The sequence below is a fragment of the Bradyrhizobium sp. 187 genome (genome assembly GCF_023101005.1).
GTDB classification, from domain to species: domain Bacteria; phylum Pseudomonadota; class Alphaproteobacteria; order Rhizobiales; family Xanthobacteraceae; genus Bradyrhizobium; species Bradyrhizobium canariense_D.
The window spans coordinates 5,974,972-5,991,771 of the sequence record NZ_CP064693.1; the positions used below are offsets into that span (position 1 = coordinate 5,974,972).

General features: G+C 63.9%; 18 protein-coding genes. 10 read left to right on the forward strand and 8 right to left on the reverse strand.

The features are described from left to right. The first annotated feature begins 93 nt into the window (after window positions 1–93). The 4 genes from IVB19_RS28960 (at window position 94) to IVB19_RS28975 (ending at window position 2,522) form a co-directional block, all read left to right on the forward strand. Window positions 94–1,167: a tartrate dehydrogenase gene (locus IVB19_RS28960; protein WP_018454276.1), complete on the forward strand. Its 1,074-nt coding sequence runs from the start codon at window positions 94–96 to the stop codon at window positions 1,165–1,167. 159 nt (window positions 1,168–1,326) lie between these two features. Continuing rightward, window positions 1,327–1,821, forward strand: a complete 495-nt coding sequence (hspD, locus tag IVB19_RS28965; protein ID WP_247820444.1) for a small heat shock protein HspD — start codon at window positions 1,327–1,329, stop codon at window positions 1,819–1,821. 117 nt (window positions 1,822–1,938) lie between these two features. Further along, window positions 1,939–2,256 (forward strand): hypothetical protein, encoded by a 318-nt coding sequence (locus IVB19_RS28970; protein ID WP_018454274.1) that lies wholly within the window; start codon window positions 1,939–1,941, stop codon window positions 2,254–2,256. A gap of 26 nt (window positions 2,257–2,282) precedes the next feature. Continuing rightward, window positions 2,283–2,522, forward strand: a complete 240-nt coding sequence (locus IVB19_RS28975) for a hypothetical protein (RefSeq protein ID WP_018454273.1) — start codon at window positions 2,283–2,285, stop codon at window positions 2,520–2,522. Window positions 2,523–2,858: 336 nt separating this feature from the next. Here IVB19_RS28975 and IVB19_RS28980 read toward each other — a convergent pair whose 3' ends face one another. Both IVB19_RS28980 and IVB19_RS28985 read right to left on the reverse strand, forming a co-directional pair. Next, complete coding sequence (locus tag IVB19_RS28980) at window positions 2,859–3,791, reverse strand: LysM peptidoglycan-binding domain-containing protein (RefSeq protein ID WP_018454272.1); 933 nt, start codon at window positions 3,789–3,791, stop codon at window positions 2,859–2,861. A gap of 128 nt (window positions 3,792–3,919) precedes the next feature. Then, window positions 3,920–4,537, reverse strand: a complete 618-nt coding sequence (locus IVB19_RS28985; protein ID WP_247821724.1) for a CGNR zinc finger domain-containing protein — start codon at window positions 4,535–4,537, stop codon at window positions 3,920–3,922. A 124-nt stretch (window positions 4,538–4,661) separates the two neighbouring features. Here IVB19_RS28985 and IVB19_RS28990 point away from each other — a divergent pair, with 124 nt between their 5' ends. Next, the gene (locus tag IVB19_RS28990; protein ID WP_026232703.1) at window positions 4,662–5,513 is read left to right on the forward strand and encodes an alpha/beta fold hydrolase; all 852 of its coding nucleotides are present in this window, start codon (window positions 4,662–4,664) and stop codon (window positions 5,511–5,513) included. A gap of 22 nt (window positions 5,514–5,535) precedes the next feature. On the opposite strand, the gene IVB19_RS28995 is transcribed toward IVB19_RS28990, so the two are convergent. Both IVB19_RS28995 and IVB19_RS29000 read right to left on the reverse strand, forming a co-directional pair. Next, window positions 5,536–6,636 carry a zinc-binding metallopeptidase family protein gene (locus IVB19_RS28995; protein WP_346016060.1) on the reverse strand — a complete coding sequence of 367 codons (1,101 nt, stop codon included), beginning with the start codon at window positions 6,634–6,636 and terminating at the stop codon, window positions 5,536–5,538. Between the two features lie 299 nt (window positions 6,637–6,935). Beyond that, window positions 6,936–7,649, reverse strand: a complete 714-nt coding sequence (locus IVB19_RS29000; protein WP_018454268.1) for a hypothetical protein — start codon at window positions 7,647–7,649, stop codon at window positions 6,936–6,938. 280 nt (window positions 7,650–7,929) lie between these two features. On the opposite strand from IVB19_RS29000, the gene IVB19_RS29005 reads away from it, so the two are divergent. Both IVB19_RS29005 and IVB19_RS29010 read left to right on the forward strand, forming a co-directional pair. Further along, the gene (locus IVB19_RS29005) at window positions 7,930–8,853 is read left to right on the forward strand and encodes an ABC transporter ATP-binding protein (protein ID WP_018454267.1); all 924 of its coding nucleotides are present in this window, start codon (window positions 7,930–7,932) and stop codon (window positions 8,851–8,853) included. Continuing rightward, window positions 8,850–9,611 carry an ABC transporter permease gene (locus IVB19_RS29010; protein WP_018454266.1) on the forward strand — a complete coding sequence of 254 codons (762 nt, stop codon included), beginning with the start codon at window positions 8,850–8,852 and terminating at the stop codon, window positions 9,609–9,611. The genes IVB19_RS29005 and IVB19_RS29010 overlap by 4 nt, the downstream gene beginning before the upstream one ends. Before the next feature lie 48 nt (window positions 9,612–9,659). Here the strand turns inward: IVB19_RS29010 and IVB19_RS29015 are convergent, their stop codons facing one another. After that, window positions 9,660–9,983, reverse strand: coding sequence for a hypothetical protein (locus IVB19_RS29015; RefSeq protein WP_247821725.1), 324 nt, complete (start codon window positions 9,981–9,983; stop codon window positions 9,660–9,662). 305 nt (window positions 9,984–10,288) lie between these two features. Here IVB19_RS29015 and IVB19_RS29020 point away from each other — a divergent pair, with 305 nt between their 5' ends. From IVB19_RS29020 to IVB19_RS29030, 3 genes are read left to right on the forward strand one after another with little or no spacing between them, the layout of a single operon-like run. Further along, window positions 10,289–11,095, forward strand: coding sequence for a L,D-transpeptidase (locus tag IVB19_RS29020; protein ID WP_085349071.1), 807 nt, complete (start codon window positions 10,289–10,291; stop codon window positions 11,093–11,095). A 5-nt stretch (window positions 11,096–11,100) separates the two neighbouring features. Next, window positions 11,101–11,574, forward strand: coding sequence for an acyl carrier protein (locus IVB19_RS29025; RefSeq protein WP_245288381.1), 474 nt, complete (start codon window positions 11,101–11,103; stop codon window positions 11,572–11,574). Window positions 11,575–11,598: 24 nt separating this feature from the next. Next, a complete protein-coding gene (locus IVB19_RS29030) occupies window positions 11,599–13,299 on the forward strand; it encodes a fatty acyl-AMP ligase (protein WP_026232700.1) in 1,701 nt (566 codons plus the stop codon). A gap of 6 nt (window positions 13,300–13,305) precedes the next feature. On the opposite strand, the gene IVB19_RS29035 is transcribed toward IVB19_RS29030, so the two are convergent. Genes IVB19_RS29035 through IVB19_RS29045 form a run of 3 tightly spaced genes read right to left on the reverse strand, consistent with a single transcriptional unit; the run spans window position 13,306 to window position 16,680 of the window. After that, the gene (locus tag IVB19_RS29035) at window positions 13,306–14,268 is read right to left on the reverse strand and encodes a hypothetical protein (RefSeq protein WP_018454260.1); all 963 of its coding nucleotides are present in this window, start codon (window positions 14,266–14,268) and stop codon (window positions 13,306–13,308) included. 25 nt (window positions 14,269–14,293) lie between these two features. Further along, the gene (locus IVB19_RS29040) at window positions 14,294–15,676 is read right to left on the reverse strand and encodes an MBOAT family O-acyltransferase (RefSeq protein ID WP_018454259.1); all 1,383 of its coding nucleotides are present in this window, start codon (window positions 15,674–15,676) and stop codon (window positions 14,294–14,296) included. A gap of 44 nt (window positions 15,677–15,720) precedes the next feature. After that, entirely contained in the window at window positions 15,721–16,680 is a 960-nt protein-coding gene (locus IVB19_RS29045) for an acyl-CoA desaturase (RefSeq protein WP_245288380.1), read from the reverse strand. Window positions 16,681–16,800: the final 120 nt, after the last annotated feature.

Here is a 16,800-nt window from a genome sequence, read left to right on the forward strand (position 1 = left end):
TTGTATAAACCAGCGCCGATTGAGTCCCGGCCCCTTCCCCGCCTAGGTTCGCTAGCGTTACGCAACCCCACCGACATCTGGACGGAGCCCTTCATGCGTACCCATTCGATTGCAGCGATACCGGCGGACGGCATCGGCCCCGAGGTCATCTCCGCCGGCGTCCGCGTGCTGGAGGCGCTGGCCAACCGCAGCGGTGACCTCGCCTTCAACATCAAGACCTTCGACTGGGGTTCGGACTATTACAAGAAGCACGGCGTGATGATGCCGGCCGACGGTCTCGCGGAGCTCAAGAAATTCGACGCGATCTATTTCGGCGCGGTCGGTGTGCCCGACGTGCCCGATCACATCACGCTGTGGGGCCTGCGGCTGCCGATCTGCCAGGGCTTTGACCAATACGCCAATGTGCGGCCGACCAAGATCTTGCCGGGCGTCGCCTCGCCGCTGCGCAATGTCGGCGTCGGCGACCTCGACTGGGTGATCGTGCGCGAGAATTCCGAGGGCGAATATGCCGGCATGGGCGGCCGCGCCCACAGGGGTCTCCCCGAAGAGGTCGGCACCGAGGTCGCGGTGTTCACCCGCGTCGGCGTGACGCGGATCATGCGCTATGCGTTCGAGCTGGCGCGGTCGCGCCCGCGCAAGTTCCTGACCGTGGTGACCAAGTCGAACGCGCAGCGCCATGGCATGGTGATGTGGGACGAGATCGCCGCCGAAGTCGCGGCCGAATTCCCCGATGTGACCTGGGACAAGATGCTGGTCGACGCCATGACGGTGCGCATGACGCTGCATCCGAAGAGCCTCGACACCATTGTCGCGACCAATTTGCACGCCGACATCCTCTCCGACCTCGCCGGGGCGCTGGCGGGCAGCCTCGGCGTCGCGCCAACCGCCAATATCGACCCGCAGCGCCGCTTCCCCTCGATGTTCGAGCCGATCCACGGCTCGGCCTTCGACATCACCGGCAAGGGCATCGCCAACCCGGTCGCGACGTTCTGGACCGGCGCACAGATGCTGGAGCATCTGGGCGAGAAGGACGCGGCGGTGCGGTTGATGGCGGCGGTGGAGCGCGTCTGCGCGGCCGGCGTGCTGACGCCCGATGTCGGCGGCAAGGCGACGACGAAGGACGTGACCGATGCCGTGATCGAAGCGATCCACGGATCGAACGTGTAATCCGAGCTACGTCAGCGGGAGGCGCCAGGGTTTCCGAAAAATTTTGAGCCCCCCTCTTGAAACCAAAACGGGCTTTTTTTATTTTTCCGCTGCCGCCGAGAGGTGGCGTTCCCGACGCCTGTAGGGTCGGGAAGCTGAGACGGGCACCGGTCGTGTCCGGTGTCGTTCGTATCCATTTTGCTCCTTGGAGGATCTGGCTATGCGCGTTACGACTTCTCTCCCTTGTGGCGTTCGACCGTTGGCTTCGACCGCCTTTTCGACCTCGTTGAAACGGCACAGCGTGCCGGCGAGGACAACTATCCTCCCTACAACATCGAACGTCTCGGCGAGGATCGCTACCAGATTTCGCTTGCGATTGCGGGTTTCTCACCCAACGAGGTCGCGGTGACGGCCGAGCAGAATGCGGTGACCGTCGAGGGAAACAAGCCGGACAGAACCGAACGCGAATATCTCTACCGGGGCATTTCCGCGCGACCGTTCAAGCGGCAGTTTAACCTGGCCGAGTATGTTCAGGTGCACAGCGCCTCGTTCGAGAACGGCTTGCTCAAGATCGAACTGGTCCGAGAAATCCCTGAAGCCATGAAGCCGCGGCGAATTGCCATCAATGCCGCGCCGTCCGGCAACGTGCATCAACTCGAGGGCAAAGCCGCCTGAATTCGGTCTGTCGGAGGCCCGGTGATCCCGCCCGATCGTCGGGCGGGATGGGCCATGGCCTTCGATCGCGTACCCGAATGCAAGTCAGAGGTTTTAGAGAAAGGAGGAGGACCTCTCATGCTCGATCATGCCGACAACATCATCGATCTGAACGCGATATTGCACCCTGGCTCCGTCTATGATCATCCCCGCGACGTCATAGCCGATCCAACTTTGTCGATCGGCGAGAAGCGCGCGATCCTCGCGTCCTGGGCTTCGGACGCAGCCAGTGTCGCCTCGAGCCCGACATTGCGGGAGCTGCCCGGCTCGGACAAAGCCGTCACCATCGACGAAATTCTGGAAGCGCTCGCGAGCCTCGACCATCATCCGAAGGGCCCTCCGGGCGGCAAGCCGGTCCGCACGCGATCGGTCGAACGAACCGGCCTCGCAGCCTAGGCAATGACAGCTCGACGGGGATTGCGATGATGCTTGATGAAGAGCTGGCCTTGTTGCGCGGCCACCGCAGCAACATCAGCCGCTATCAGCGGTTGCTCAAGACCGAGCTGACCGAGTTCGAACGGCGGTTCATCGAGAGACGTGTGTCCGAGGAGCGCTCGGCGATCGAGAAGCTCGCCGTCTCCGCCTTTCCGCTCACCTTTCAGGCTCCGAGCCGGGCGATGGGGAACGCCACCACGCGCCTGACGGCAAGCCGGCACGGGTGATCGACATGCCCGAACACCTCCCGACATTCGAAGTGTTCCTGAAGAAGTGCGGTCGAAGGACATGGCGATGGCGTGTCTGCACGACGGAAGGACGCCTGGTCATGCACGGCTTCGAAAATGGCCGACCCGCTGCCAAATATGCGGCTGACAGGGCATTGTTTATGATGCTTCTCGCCGCGCCCTATCGCCCGGCGGGCCGGGCTTCCGCCACGGCTCGCTCCTCCTTGGCGACACCCGCATCAAGATGGCTGCCGCGGCACAAGATGCGTGAATGACAGGGGCCGCGAGGGATGGTGCCTGCATCAGCCCATCCCGACCATCTCCGTTGCTGACTGCTTACCGCCGTCCCGGCGGGGGGGTCGCCATGGCGGCTGTCGGCTCCGGCGGCGTCAGGTGGCGTGGAACGATGATGGACTGGCCGGGGGTGAGCGTCGCGTTCTCCGGCAGCGAGTTGCTCTGCGCCAGCGACCACAGCGGCACGCGATTGGCTGCCGCGATGCTCTCCATGGTGTCGCCGCGGCGCACCGGTAGCCGCACGCCACTGTCCCACAATTCGACCAGCGTATTCGCCGGCACGAGATAACGCAGCGGCACGGCATCGACCTGCGTCTGGGGCGGAATGCGCGGCAACTGCGTGACCATGTCGACGATCTGACGGTGGATGTCGTCGGACTTCTCGATGTTGATGTGGCTGACCCGCGCGTTCTCCTTCAGGTCATAGCTCGCATAGTGACCGCGATAGCCCGGCACCGCGACCACGTTGCCGCCGCCGAGCACGCTGTCGGAGAGATAGATGTTGATGAAGCGCTCGACATTGAGCGGCACGTCGCCGGTCGCATGCGCGGGATCGATGGTGATGACGAGGCTGATCGGGATGTTCTCCTTGGCCGCCATCTCGGAGATGACGATCGAGCAAAGCCCGCCCATCGAATGCCCCATCAGCACGATCGGCGCCGGCGCTTCCTTGTAGCTGGAGATCGCACGATCGCCGATCCATCGGCAGATGGTGAATTCATAGACGTTGGCCGAAAAGCCGGCCTGCGTCAGCTTCTCTTCGAGCCGGTCCATGCCGGTGGAGAAGAACGGCCCCATGGCGCCACGGAACAGGTAGATCTTCGGCGGCGGCAATGGCTCGAACGGTGGGGGCGGCGGCGCGGCGGGTGCGGCCGCGGCGGGCTTCGTCTTGGCAGGTGAGGCAGCGGTCGTCCCGGTGCTCAAGGCGAGCAGCGCAACGGCTGCCAGCGCGAGAAGTCGCCTCAAATCGATCATCAGTCCAGCAGTCCCACTCCGGGAGGCTGCAGCCTCCCCCAAAGGCGCTTAGTGACGGTCGATTGGGTGGAATTTGGGGCACGGAACCGGGGCTCGATCCGCGCTCATTCCAGCATCTCGCCCCCCAATCACTGCATGCTCTTGAGCCTGCTGCGGTGTGCGGCCTGTTTCGCGCGGTTGCCGCAGACCGCCATGATGCACCATCGCCGCGCGCGTCTGCGCGTGTGGTCGGCGAACAGCATGGTGCAGTTGTGCCCCTCGCACGCCTTGACGTTCGAAAAATCCTCGTCGCAAACGAACTTCGCCATGGCTTCGCCAACCGGCAGCAATAGCGCCTCCGGCGATCGCCAGCGCCGCCTCATTCGCAATGCCAGAGCGCCGCCATCGGCATGGCCCGGCTCGATCCGGCTGAACGCTTCGTCGCGCTCCAGCAGGCTGTTCAACGGATCGAGCTCGCGCAATGCATCCGTCGTGAGCGGTCGGCCTGCATGCTTGCGCACGAAGCCCCTGAACCATTCGCGCAAGGCGCGCGCCTGATCCGCAACCTTGTCCAGCTCGTCCGGCGTGGTGCGCGCCGTCAGCGCGTGCAGATCATCCGCGGGCACCAGCTTCGCCTGCGCCAGCCAGTCGATCAGGGCATGACCATCATCGATCCAGTCGACCGGCGTATCGAGCGGCGTCGCCACCGAGTTGAGGAAGTCGAGGCCGAGAGAGTCGGCGATGAACATGGCGGGCGGGCGGTCCATGAGCGGTCCTTGGCCGGTCGGGAGCATGGACTCAGATAACCTGATAGAACGGCGTTGACAAGTTACGGTAAGGGGACGTAACCTCTTATTTGGCAATTTAGTGGTTACTAAAATGGAGAATGTCATGGCCGCAATCGCGTACCGCACCGCGGATGTCGAGGGCTTCAAGGTGTTCTATCGCGAGGCCGGTCGTGTCGGAGCGCCAAAACTCCTGCTGCTGCACGGCTTCCCCAGCGCAGGCCACATGTTTCGTGACCTCATCCCGCTGCTGGCGGACAGGTTTCATATCGTAGCGCCCGACCTTCCCGGCTTCGGCCAATCCGACATGCCTTCGCGCGAAAGCTTCCGTTACACGTTCGACAATTTCGCGCGCGTGATCGAACGCTTCACCGAAATGATCGGCTTCGACCGTTTCGCGGTCTACGTTTTCGATTACGGCGCGCCGACTGGTTTCCGGCTTGCGCTCAGTCACCCCGAGCGGATCACGGCAATCATCTCACAGAACGGCAACGCCTACGAGGAAGGGCTCAGCGACGACTGGACTCCGCTCAAGACCTATTGGCAGGATCCGTCGCCGGCCAATCGCGACGCGCTACGCGCGCTCCTCACGCCGGAAGCGACGCGCTGGCAGTACACGCATGGCGTCCCCGATCCGATGACCGTGTCACCGGACGGCCAGAACCTCGACAATTTCTACCTTGCGCGCCCGGGCTCGGACGACGTGCAGCTCGACCTGTTCGGCGACTACAAGAGCAACGTCGCGCTCTATCCGGCCTTCCAGGACTATTTCCGCAAGCACACGCCGCCGTTCCTCGCGGTCTGGGGCAAGAACGACCCATTCTTTATTCCGCCCGGCGCCGAAGCGTTCAAGCGCGATAATCCGAACGCCGTGGTGCAGTTCTTTGACACCGGTCATTTCGCGCTGGAGACGCACGCGAAGGAAATCGCGGACAGCATTCGTACCTTCCTGACGTAACGGGGGCTGTCCTCCGCGAAAGTTACGCCGCCAGGCTCTGCTGAGCGCGGAATGCGCTGATCGCCATATGGACGAGATGCAGCTTGCCTTTGACCGCCGGCGATATGTCGAAGGGATATGCATCGCTCATCCCGAGCGAGCGGTTGAGTTCGTTGATGCTGCGAGCAAGCGGCATCCACAGTGCCAAGAGTGCCTCGAAGTCGCTCTCGAGATAGGGATCCGTCAGGGTCTGCCGGGCGCGCTCGTCCAGCGCCAACGGCAAACCTGCCAGCGAGTCGAGCGTCGACACGATATGCAGGAAATGCGCGAACGTTTCCGCCCAATCCTCCCAGGGGTGGGACGTGGCGTACTCGCTGATGAAGCCGCTTCGGTCGTATGAACGATCGGCGCGGCTGTAATAGGAGTTGATCGCGGCCTGATAGTCCTGCGCCTGGTCACCGAAGATCAGCTTGAACGGGGCCTGGAATGTCGTGCCGTCGACGAGCAGGTCCCAATAGAAGTGACCGATCTCGTGCCGGAAATGCCCGAGCAGCGTGCGGTACGGCTCCCGGAACGCCACGCGGCGAGATTCCCGTTCGACATCGTCGGCCTCCGCAAGGTTGAGCGTGATCAGGCCCGAGAGATGCCCCGTCACGATCGGACCGACCTCGTCCGAAAGAATGTCGAAAGCCAATTCTGCGCCGGTGCGCGATGCGAGCGGAAGCTTGAGGCGACTGAGATCATAGAGAAGACGGCGCTTGGCTTCCTCCATACGGCGCCAGAGCATGATGTTTCTGGTGCTGCCGAGGTTTGGAATTGTGCGCGTGAGGCGGCACGAGCCGCAATACCAGTCCGCGCCCTCGACACACCAGTTGCAGCCGATGATCTCGCGGTTACGGCAAGATTGATGGGATGCAAGCCTAGTCATCTCGATGCGCGAGGAGTCGAACGCCAGCTCAGTGCTGCAATTCGCGCACGCGATGTGCTCGAACGAGACAGGATGGCGGCATGACGGGCACTGAAAGATCTTCACGTGGACTGGCCCCAGACAGACGGCACACCGGAAGGCCGGCCTGTCAATTCGAGGAACTCTTGCACTTCGAGGAACTCTTGCGACCGTCGCTGTTGCCGGCGAGCAACGCACGCTGCGTCCGCAGCGCGTGCTGTCTTAACAAGCCGGCTCGCGTCGCGCTCAACTGGCTCGATTGAGGCTGCGGCTTTTTCTCAAGGACATTTTCGGAAACAGGCCGACCGGCCCACGTCCGCTCGGGCTGAACCGCCATGGGGCCGACGTTTCGTCCGCTTGTCATGCTGTAACAACACCAGATCGTACGCCGAGTTCCCTTCCTCGACCGGCAGGTGATCGAGGTTGGCTTGTGCAGATACGACAATGCCGCCGTCGGCGTGACGGCGGCATTGTCAATTCACCTGCTTGCGAACGGCTTAATTCCGGGGAGCCGTTGCCGCCGCCGAGCGCGCCGACCTGGGCGCGCCGGGTTCGGCAACCGGAGCCGGTGCGCGCGAGCGCATGATTGCGGCGTCGATCTCGGCAATCACGCGGCGCTGGATCGCTTCGTTCTTGTCGATCGAGATGTGGCCGACGCCGGAGCCGCGGACGTCGACATTGTCGAGCTTGCCGCGAAAACCGTCCGCGCGCTTCACCGGCTCGCCGGGGCCGTCGCCGATATAGATGTTGATGTAGCGCTCCGCGCCGGTCGACAGCTTGGTCTTGAACACGGAGTCGAGCCCGATCGCGAGTTTCACGGGCACGCCGAGACGGTTGAGCTTGGCGATCATGTCTGGCAGCGCAGTCGCGCCGGAGGAGTGCCCGACCAGTACGATGGTCTTGAGCCGGCCGGCCTTGTAGGCGGTCGCGGCCTCATCCGCGAGCGAGGACCAGGACACGAAATTCGCCACGGTCACCGGGATGCCCTGCGCCTGGAGCCGGGCGCCGATCGTGTCGAGCCCGAGCGAGAAGATGTTGAGCACGCCGCGGAGCAGGTAGACATGCGTGGTCGCGACGGCAGCCTGGCTTGGCGCCGCCTTGGCGGTGGTCGGGCTGATGGCAACAGCTGACAGCAGGAGCAGGCCCATCGCCCAGGCACGGAGGGCGGACAACTGGCTGACGCCAGCGGTGTGACGGCCGTTCGGTCTCATCGATCTTTTCCCTGGGAATATGCTTCGGCCGGAATCGTAGCCATGGCCTGCTCGCAGACGCAACAAAGAGCCGCGTGAACGACGATCTTAGCATCAAGCCGTGACCATCGCGCAACACTTGCCCGAAACCTGCCACGGAAGGAGCTGTTTCGAGGCCATTTTTCTCCCGCTAATTGCAGCCGCGCAAGGGCCTTCCTATGTCAGGGCTCCGCTGACCCGCCCCTCCCGGTAGGTTCCAGCCTCCCCTCCCCAGCCTTAGCCCCTCAGACTTGCGGCCATCATGTCCTCCATCATTTCCGTCGCCAATTTGTCGAAGACCTATGGGTCCGGCTTCAAGGCGCTCAAGAACGTCAATCTCGACATCACGCGCGGCGAAATCTTCGCCTTGCTCGGCCCCAACGGCGCCGGCAAGACCACGCTGATCTCGATCATCTGCGGCATTGCCAATCCGAGCGAAGGCAAGGTCCTCGTCGGCGGCGAGAACATCCAGACCTCCTATCGCAAGGCGCGCTCGCTGATCGGGCTGGTGCCGCAGGAATTGCACACCGATGCCTTCGAGAGCGTGTGGGCGACCGTGAGCTTCTCCCGCGGGCTGTTCGGCAAGCCGAAGAACCCCGATCATATCGAGAAGGTGCTGAAAGACCTCTCGCTGTGGGACAAGAAGGACAGCAAGATCATCACGCTCTCCGGCGGCATGAAGCGCCGCGTGATGATCGCCAAAGCGCTGTCGCACGAGCCGCAGATCCTGTTCCTGGACGAGCCGACCGCCGGGGTCGACGTCGAACTGCGCAAGGGCATGTGGGAGGTGGTGCGCACGCTCCAGCAATCCGGCGTCACCATCATCCTGACCACGCATTACATCGAGGAAGCCGAGGAGATGGCCGACCGCATCGGCGTCATCAACAAGGGCGAGATCGTGCTGATCGAGGACAAGGCCACCTTGATGCAGAAGCTCGGCAAGAAGCGGCTGACGCTGCATCTGCAAGGCAAGCTCGATGCGCTGCCGGAGAGCCTCAGGCATTACGAGCTCGACCTCTGCGACGGCGGCGCGACGCTGGTCTACGACTACGACACCAAGGGCGAGCGCACCGGCATCACCAGCCTGCTCGGCGATCTCCGTACAGCCGGCATCCGCTTCAACGATCTCGACACGACGCAATCGTCGCTCGAGGACATCTTCGTCGATCTCGTGAGGGCGTCATGAACTACCGCGCTGTCCGCGCCATCTACCTGTTCGAAATGGCGCGCACCTGGCGCACGCTGCTGCAAAGCATCGTCTCGCCGGTGGTCTCGACCTCGCTGTATTTCGTGGTGTTCGGCGCCGCGATCGGCTCGCGCATCAGTCAGGTCGAGGGCGTCAGCTACGGCACCTTCATCGTGCCGGGCCTGATCATGCTCTCGGTGCTGACGCAGAGCATCGCCAACGCCTCGTTCGGCATCTACTTCCCGAAATTCACCGGCACGATCTACGAGATCCTGTCGGCGCCGATCTCCTATTTCGAGATCGTGCTCGGCTATGTCGGCGCGGCCGCGACCAAATCGATCATCCTCGGCCTGATCATCCTCGCCACGGCTGGCCTGTTCGTGCCGCTGCACATCCATCATCCGGTCTGGATGCTGGCCTTCCTTGTGCTGACGGCGGTGACGTTCAGCCTGTTCGGCTTCATCATCGGCATCTGGGCCGACGGATTCGAAAAGCTGCAGATGATCCCGATGCTGGTGGTGACGCCGTTGACCTTCCTCGGCGGCAGCTTCTATTCCATCGACATGCTGCCGCCCGCCTGGCGCACGGTGGCGCTGCTCAATCCGGTCGTCTATCTGATCTCCGGCTTCCGCTGGAGCTTCTACGAGATCGCGGACGTCAGCATGGCCGTCAGCATCGGCATGACAACGGCGTTCCTGGTGATCTGCCTGGTCGTGATCTGGTGGATTTTCCGCACGGGATATCGGTTGAAGAACTGATCCGGCCGTCATTCCGGGGGGCACGCGCGCGCCCCGGAATCGCAAGCTCTACCGATAGCAGTGGAAGCGGTTGTATCCGTCGTAATAGCCGCGACACCGACGGTGGCCGCGATGGGGAATGCCGAACACCCCCTCGATCGCGCCGACGGCACCGCCGACACCGGCGCCGACCGCGCCCCCAACCACGCCGCCGACGGGGCCGGCCATCCGGTTGCCTTCATAAGAACCTTCCTGGGCGCCCCGAACGATGCCTTGGGCATGGCCAGGCTGGGGGACGCAGGACAGCGCGGCCAGAACGGCGGCGCCAGCGAAGAGCACACGGAAAGGCAGACCAGCCGGCCGAGAAGCGGCGGCGACGCAGACTTTGTTCATCTTCATTCCCAAAGGTAAAACCGGCCGCGGAAGCGGCCGGTCGAGGCAGCGATCGTCAACGCCGATGCGGCCAAATGGTTGCGCCCCGGATGGTTGCACCATTGTGATGAATTGTCGGCGTTGTGAACGCATCTCCCGCTCGCGAAAATGTCAGCGCTGCCGCTCGCTTTGCGGCACAAAGCGGCCTTGCTTACGCCGGGCGTCCCGTTAACGATGGCAATAAGGTTTGCTTTGCAGGCCGCTGGAACGAAAGCGCGATTGCAGGCATAATGCACGCCGGGGGACGGAGAGCCGCGGCGCCTAGTATGAACAGGCCGGAGGCCACGAGTCAGATGCGTTCGTTTTTTATTGCTTTCACCTCCCTGATGCTTTTGAGCGCGGGCGCCGCGCAGGCCAAGGTCGACATCACCGTCGACAAGGACAATCAGCAGATGACCGTCGCCGTCGACGGCGTCGCGCGCTACCACTGGCCGGTGTCGACAGGCATCCCCTCGCGGGAGACGCCGAACGGCGCGTTCCGCGCCTTCCGCATGGAAGAGGATCACTATTCCAAGGAATTCGACGACGCGCCGATGCCGCACGCGATCTTCTTCACCAAGGTCGGGCACGCCATCCACGGCACCGACTCGGTCGGCCGGCTCGGCACGCCCGCCTCGCATGGCTGCGTGCGGCTGTCGCGCCAGAATGCCACCACGCTCTACGCGCTGGTGCAGCAGCAGGGCGTGCTCAACACCACGGTAACGCTGACCGGCTCGGCGCAGGTGGCGCTCGCCCGCAATCCGCGTGGCCGCAATCCCACGGCAGTGGCCCGCGCGCCGCAGCCCGCCGAAGAGCAGTACGCCACATCAGGCGATCCCGTGAACCTGACGCCTCAGGCCGCACCTGCCCGCCGCTACATGCCGCAAGACGACAACTACATCTATCCGGCCGACGGCAGCGACACCGGCGCGCGCTACCCCGCGCCGCGCGGCAGCCGCCCGCTCTATGACGCGCAGGTCTATCAGCCGCAGCCGCAGCAATACTACAATCAGGGCTACGGCCAGCAGGGCACCTACTATCAGCCGCAGCCCCGGCAGGTTTACCAACCGCGTGGCTATTACTACCAGAACTGACCTACTTGAACGCGGCGTTGCCGCGCCAGCGAATCAGGAAGCCGCTGCCGCGACGGGCGCTTGCCGCAATCGACCGCAGGAAATGGCGCCAGCCCGTGCACGGATTGGGCACCGGCCGACGCAAGGAAGCAACAGTCCACAACCTTCAACGCGGCGGCGTTCCGACCAAATTGACAACCAGGGGGTCGCCCCTATTGTCGTTCCCATTGTTTCTGGGACATGACATGACACGCGAGCAGATTTCGGATTTCTGCGTTACCGCCCTGGCAAATATCCTGCGAATTTCGAGCGACCGCGTCGATATCGGCACGAAATTCAGCCGCCTGGGCCTCGATTCGGCGATGCTGGTCTACCTGATGATGGAACTCGAGGAGAAGCTCGACCTCGAGCTGTCGACGGACGACTTCTACGACCATCCGACCGTTGAGGCGTTGTCGCGGTTTCTCGCCGACAAGCGCGCAATCCGCCCCGCCGCCTGAGGGCGGTTGAAGTCGGCGCAACCCATGGAAACCTTCCGCTCGCTCGTGGCATTGCTGGCCCGGCGTGCGGCGGAGCAGGCCGACGACCGCGCCTATGTCTTCGTCTCCGATCGCGGGACGGAGGACGCTGTCCTCAGCTTTCGACAGCTGCACGATGCCGCGGGCGCGCTCGCGTCGCGACTGACCGTGGCCGCGCGTCCCGGCGATCGCGCCATCCTGGTGTTTCCGCCCGGCATCGAATTCATGGTGGCGTTCTTCGGCTGTCTGATGGCCGGCATCATCGCCGTGCCGATGATGATGCCGCGGCGAAACGGCGCGCGCGATGCCAGCGCCCCGATCCTCGCCAATTGCACGCCGGCGGTGGCGCTGACCAATTCGGCCGTCGCGCTCCGCGGTGATTTGCGGGCACGCTTCGCGCATGAGCACATTCGCTGGATCGAGGTCGATCTCGCCGCGGCCGAAGGTGAGACAATCGAACTACCCGAGCCGGCGCCGGACGACATCGCCTTCCTGCAATACACCTCCGGCTCGACGTCCGCGCCCAAAGGCGTAATGGTGAGCCACGCCAATCTGCTCGCCAATCTCGAGATGATCCGGCTCGCGCTCGGCAACAGCCGGCAATCGACTTACGTCAATTGGGTGCCGCTCTATCACGACATGGGGCTGATCCTGAACGCGCTGCAAGCGCTCTATGTCGGCGCGACCTGCGTACTGATGGCGCCGAACGCGTTCATGCAGCGGCCGCTCGGCTGGCTGCGCGCGATCGCGCGTTATCGCGCGGAAGTGGCATGCAGCCCGAACTTCGGCTTCGATTTCTGCGTCAGCCGCTATCGCGCCGACCAGATGGAAGGCATCGAGCTGTCCTCGCTCAGGATCGCACTGAACGGCGCAGAACCGGTGCATGCGGAAACCATCGAGCGGTTCATCCAGACATTTGCGCCCCACGGCTTCGATCCGCGCGCAATGTATCCCGCCTACGGAATGGCGGAAGCGACGCTTCTGATTTCCGGCGGACGCCGTGGCGGCGGTCATGTCACACGCAGCGTGAGCCGCACGGCGCTGCAGGCGCATGCGGCGCAGGCGCCTTCCGACGCCGAAGATACACAGGTCGCCGTCGGCTGCGGGCGCCCGCTCACCGGCGAACGGATCGCCATCGTGGACGCGGACAACCGCACGCGGCTGCCCGCGGACCGCGTCGGTGAGATATGGGTGAGTGGGGCCAATATTGCCCGCGCCTATTGGCGCAACGACGAGGCGACGCGCGAGGGGCTCAATGCGCAGATTGCCGGCGAAGACGGAGCGTGGCTGCGCACCGGCGACCTCGGCTTCATCGACGTCACAGGCGAATTGTTCGTCACGGGACGGATCAAGGACCTCATCATCATCCGTGGCATCAACCATTATCCGCAGGACGTGGAGCGCACGGTGCAATCGCTCAATGGAGCTTTGCGCGAAAACTGCGGCGCGGCGTTCTCGGTGCCGGACGAGACCGGCGAAGAAATGCTCGTCATCGTCCAGGAAATCGAGCGCACCGCGCGCCACTCGATCGACACCGAAGCGATCAAGGGCCGAATTCGCGAGGCCGTCGCCGACAACCACGAACTCTCCGCGCGTCACATCGCGCTGATCCGGCCCGGCACGCTGCCGAAGACCACCAGCGGCAAGATCCAGCGCAAGCTGGCACGCAAGCTCTGGCTCGATGGCGGGTTCGAACAGCTCGGCTGAGACGATTCAGAAATCGATCTTCGCGCTCTCCCCATCGCGCAGGCTCGCATCGATCCCCTGCTCGATCTTGCGCGCGAGAATTGGGCGATAATGGATGAAGTCGGCAAAATTGGCGCGGTCGCGCGTGAGATCGTTGTCGACGCGATAGCTGATGAAATTGCTGCGCGGTCGGCCCGCGACCACTTTCTTCAGCGCGGCATCGCAGGCGCTGCGCTCCAAGGCGGCTTCCGTACCGGGCTTCGGCACGGTGGTCGCCAAGGTCGGCGGCACGATGATGACGACGGGCACATCGGCCGGCAATGCCCTGACGATATCTGCCAGCGCAGCGATCTCGGGAAATGTCGCCCGCATCTCGGCAGACGAGGCCGGCGCCGGATCCCTGGGCCAGCCGACTTCTTTGAATTGGCCCGGCGGCCAGATGTCCTCGTAGCTGACAAAGCCGTCGGGGTTCATCCTTGGTCGCCGGCCAAGGCCGATGCTGATGCGTTGAAAGGCGTGCTCGATGGCCTGCCAGGAGATCAGGCGTGCAGCGTAAGTGACGACGGTTCTGTCATAGAGCCAGTCGGGGAATGGGACGCCGCCCTCCTCCTTCGCCCGTGCATGCGTGCACCAGCCAGGGTCAGTCACGATCACCAGTGCGCCGACCTCCCGGTGATTCCGCAGGAAGAAGTCCAGCACCGCGAGTTCCTGGCGGGGGAACGCACCGGTCATGTAGAGCTGCACGAATCGCAGGCCGGTTGCGCGCGACAATTCCGCCGGCTCGATCATCTGCGCCGTCGAATTACCCAGGATCGCGGCATTGAAATCCGGATCCCGCGCGCGGCTCGCGGCCGTGATTTTGGTCAGACGATTATCGACGCCGTCGATGCCAAGCAGGCCGAGCTTGCCGCTGTCATAGGGATCGACCGCCACCATCAATGCGAGCACCAGCAGCGCAGCCCCGATCAGCGTGCCCAGACACGCCAGCAAGCTCCGGCCCCAGCCGGGATCGGTCTCAGAACTTGAAGTAGACGAACTCATGGAGATCCCGACCACCCATGTGAAGCAGCAATGCGAATAGCCCAAGACCGAGCAGACCCGCGAGCCACGGATTGGGACGGCGCGTGAGCACCGCCACGATGTCCTGGCTCGCCGGCAGCAGGAAGGCGAACAGCGGCGCTGCGATTAGCGGCCACAAATGCTTTCCGCGCTCGAGCGGGAGCGGCGAAGCCAGTCCGGCGAAGACATGCCAGGCCGCCTCCACCGATCCCGCACGAAAGATCACGCCGGTCGCGAGCACGAACAGCACGGTAAGCGCCCAGCCGAGCCATGACGGGAACTCCGGGCCATAGCGACGCCACAGCGTGCAGGCGACCAGCGCAAGCCCGTGCAGCACGCCCCACAGCACGAAGGTCCAGCTCGCGCCGTGCCAGAGGCCACACAGCGCCATCGTGATCATCATCGCGCCGAAAAACTGCACCGGCAGCCAGCGCCGCGGCAGCAGGCGCAGATTGACCAGCGGATAAAACACGTAATCGCGCAGGAACAGCATCAGGGTGATGTGCCAGCGCTGCCAGAAATCCTGGATGTTGGTCGAGCGCAGCGGCGCATCGAAATTGTACGGCAGCTGCACGCCGAACAGCAGGCCGAGGCCGATCGCGACGTCGGAATAGCCGGAGAAATCGAACAGGATCTGGAAGGAGAAGCAGAAGGCGAGCCAGGCGTCACCGCCCGCGAGCGGCCCGTTCGCGGCCTGCGCGTAGATGGGATCGAGCAGATGCGCGAGGCCGTCGGCGATCACGATTTTCTCGAACAGGCCGATCGCGATGAAGCAGGTGGCGATGCAGAACTGACGCTGCCAGCCCGGAACGTAGACCTGCCTGCCGAACTGATGCATCACCTCCGACCAGCGCGCCAGGGGGCCGGCGATCGCCTGCGGGAAGAAGGCGATGTAGAGCGCATAGCGGTCGAACGCATAGAGCGGCGCCCTGCCGCGCTTCAGGTCGACCAGATACATGATGTGATGGAAGGTGAAGAAGGAGATGCCGAGCGGCAGCCCGACGTCGAGCACCGGCAGCGTCGTACCGAGCACGAGACCCAGATTAGCGAGAACGAAGTTGGCGTATTTGAACAGGGCCAGCACCGCGAGATCGAGCCCGATCACCAGCGTCAGCAGCACCGGCCATTTCACGCGCCCATAGGCAACCGAGGCGAGCCAGTTGATCGCGATCGAGCCGATCAGGAGCAGGATGAAGGACGGACTACCCCAGGCATAGAAGGCGAGCGACAGCGCGACCTGCACGCCGATGCGCAAGCCCGGATAGGGGTCGGCCAAGCGATAGATCAGCAGCGCCGCGGGCAGGAAGACCAGGAGAAAGGGATAGTCGTTGAACAGCATCGGTTCACAGCCGCGCCATCGCCGGCGTGAGCCGGCGATGATGCTCAGCCCGTTTCGAGGTCGGGCGCAGCGTCACCCGGCTGCCGCAGCATGCGTCGCGCAATCTTCTCCTCGCTCGGCACCTTGACGTCCCAGGCCAGTCCCAGCGCTTCCAGCGCCCTGATGAAGACAAAGCCCGGATCGAACTCGAACCAGCGCAAGCCGAAGGCCGCGGAATAGGGAAAGGCGTGGTGGTTGTTGTGCCAGCCCTCGCCCCAGGCAAGCCAGGCCACCACGCCGAGATTGCGGCTGTTGTCGTCGCGGGTGACGAACGGCTGCGCGCCAAAGCTATGCATGACGGAGTTGATGGCGGACATGGTCTGCTCGACCACGAACATGCGCACCACGCCGCCCCAGAGCAAGCCGGTCAGCGCGCCCCACGGGCTCATCGTGGCGAGGCCGCCGATCGCGGCCGGCAGCACCAGGCCGAGACCGACCCAACTGTAATAGTAGCTGTTGACTGCAACCAGCCTGCGATCCGCCATCAGGTCCGGGACATAGTGCGCAACATTGGGATAATCGTGCTCGATCATCCAGGTCAAATGCGCGTGCAGGAAGCCGCGCAGGCGGCCGAATGGGCCCTTGCCGTGCAGCCGCGGCGAATGCAGATCGCCGTCGTGATCGGACAATTCGTGGTGCCGGCGGTGCATTGCCGCCCAGGACAGCATGGCACCGCGGCCGGCCATCGATCCCATCACGACCAGGATCGCACTCATCGCCGTGGAGGTCGCGAAGGCGCGGTGGGTGAAGAGCCGGTGATAGCCGACGGTAAGGCCGAGGCCGGTGACCAGCCAGAAGCCGACGAACAGGCCAAGCTCCATCGCGCCGATCGGGCGGTAGAACAGAAGGACCAGCGCCAGCAGCGTACCGACGAAGGGCAAAACGTCGAAGATCATGAAATGCCGGCGCTGCATCCGGCGAAAATGCCGGCTGCGGATAATTCGATGATCGCGTTGCTGCTGCACGGGCGGGATTCCAGGGCACCGACTATGAGTACATACCCCCGCGGCGGGCGCAACCCAAGCCACCGCCCAAGGTTTCAACAGCCAGGAAAGCCTATACAATAGGACGGACGCGCCAAACGC